The sequence below is a fragment of the Pararoseomonas baculiformis genome (genome assembly GCF_017813395.1).
GTDB lineage: Bacteria > Pseudomonadota > Alphaproteobacteria > Acetobacterales > Acetobacteraceae > Roseomonas > Roseomonas baculiformis.
In genome coordinates, this window is the sequence record NZ_JAGIZB010000090.1 from 1 (window position 1) to 2017 (window position 2017).

Genomic DNA, 2017 nt, shown 5'->3' on the forward strand with positions numbered 1-2017 from the left:
TGTCAACGCCGCCTGAAATCTGACCCACCTTGGCTCGCGTCGCCGGTCGAAACCTGACCCACTGGATCGCCCGGAGATGGGACGAGCTCCACCTCCGGACGGCGTGTCTCAGCGGCTCTCCTTCTTGGCGACGACACCGGCCCGGCGCTTGTCTCGGAGCCGATAGCTCTCGCCGCTGATCTGAACGACGGTGGCGTGGTGGAGCAGGCGGTCCAACATCGCCGCCGTCAGCACCGTCTCGCCCGCGAAGGCCTGATCCCAACTTCCGAAGGTCAGGTTGGAGGTGAGGATCATGGCCCCTCGCTCGTAGCGCTTGGCCACCACCTGAAAGAACAGGTTCGCCTGCTCGCGGCCCATCGGCAGGTAGCCGATCTCGTCGATGATCAGCAGGCGGTAGAGGTTCACCGCCCGGTGCAGCACCTCCTTCAGCCGCCCCTGGCGCTGCGCCGTCTCGAGCAGCAGCACGAGATCGGCGGCAGTGGTGAACCGCACCTTCCAGCCCCGCTGGGTGGCGAGGTAGCCCAGCGCTATGGCCAGGTGGGTCTTGCCGACGCCAGACGGGCCGAGGAGGACCACGTTCTCGCCGCGCTCGACAAAGGCGAGGCTGGCCAGCTCGGTGAGCTGCTGGCGCGGCGCGCCGGTGGCGAACCCGAAGTCGTAGCCGTCCAGGGTCTTGAGGGCCGGGAACCCGGCGGTGCGGGCGAACATCTCCCGTGCCCGGCTCCGTCGTACCTCCCGCTCGCCCCGCAGCGTCTCCTCCAGGAAGTCGCTGAAGGTGGCGTCGCCCGACGCGGCTTTCTGGGCGAGACCGCCGTAGAGATCGGGCACGGCCGTGAGGCGGAGCTCGGCGCAGAGCTCGGCGATGCGGGCGTGCTGGGTCGCGCTCATGCCGTGCCTCCCGCCAGGCCGGGGGCGGCGAGCAGGGCGTCGTAGATCCCCAGCGGGTGCTGCAGGCCGACGATAGGGCGCACCATCGGCCGAGGCACCGCAGCCGAGGCTCGCGGGATCAGCCCGCCATAGGGCGACGGGACAGGGCGCAACGCCCCGCGCTCGGCCTCCAGCCGCACCAGCGGCACCTCCCCGGTCGTGGCGTGCACCCGGGCGTTGGCCACCTCCCGCAGCCAGCGCCCGACCGCCAGGTTCGCCGCCGCCCGGTCCACGACAATGCCCTCCGCCGCCATCCGGCTCGCCAGCGGCACCCAGAACCCGCCCCGCAGGTAGCGGATGAAGCGCTCGACCTTGCCCTTGCTCTGGGCCCGGTAGGGCTGGCACAGCCGCGGCCGGAACCCGCAATGCCCGGCGAAGTCGAGGAACCCCGGGTGGAACCGGTGACGCCCCCGCCCGTAGCGGTCCCGCTCCAGCACCACCGTCCGCATGTTGTCGTACAGCACCTCCTCCGGCACGCCACCGAAAGCGAGGAAGGCGTGCTCGTGGCAGGACAGCAGCGTCTCCAGCCGCTCGTCCTCCACGAACTCGGCATAGGCCGCCCGGCTCCAGCCCAGCGTAGCGACGAACACCGACAACCGGTCCGCCCCCCGCCGGATCACCGCCCAGTCCACCTGCATCTGCCCGCCCGGCGGCGTCTCGAAGCGCACCACCGGTGCCGGGACGATCACCGGCCGCAGTTCCGCCAGATGCTCCTTGAGGATCGTGTACCCGCCCGTGTAGCCGCGCTCGCGCAGCTCCCGCAGCAGCACCGTTGCCTCCAGCCGGTCCGGCAGGGCCGAAGCTACCCGCGAGGCGATGTAGCCCTCGTACTCCGACAGCTTGCCCGCCCGGGGCAGCCGTCCGCGATACCGCGCCGCCTCGGGATCGCGCAGGTATCGTCGTACCGTGTTCCGCGACACCCCCACCTCGCGCGCGATCTCCCGCACGCCCTTGCCGTGTCTGGCCAACACCCGGATCTCCAACGCCAGTTCCTCTCCGACCATCCGGCCCCCCATCACCACGACGGGGCACCCTAGACCTGGGTCAGATTCCAACCGGCGACCGGGTCAGATTCACTCCGGCGGCAACA

2 protein-coding genes are annotated in these 2017 nt (G+C 70.8%); both read right to left on the bottom strand.

The window, feature by feature from the left end:
- Nucleotides 1-108: 108 nt before the first annotated feature.
- Entirely contained in the window at nt 109-888 is a 780-nt protein-coding gene (gene istB / locus J8J14_RS24655; RefSeq protein ID WP_209382187.1) for an IS21-like element helper ATPase IstB, read from the bottom strand.
- Entirely contained in the window at nt 885-1931 is a 1047-nt protein-coding gene (gene istA, locus J8J14_RS24660) for an IS21 family transposase (protein WP_209382188.1), read from the bottom strand. The genes istB and istA overlap by 4 nt, the downstream gene beginning before the upstream one ends.
- Nucleotides 1932-2017: the final 86 nt, after the last annotated feature.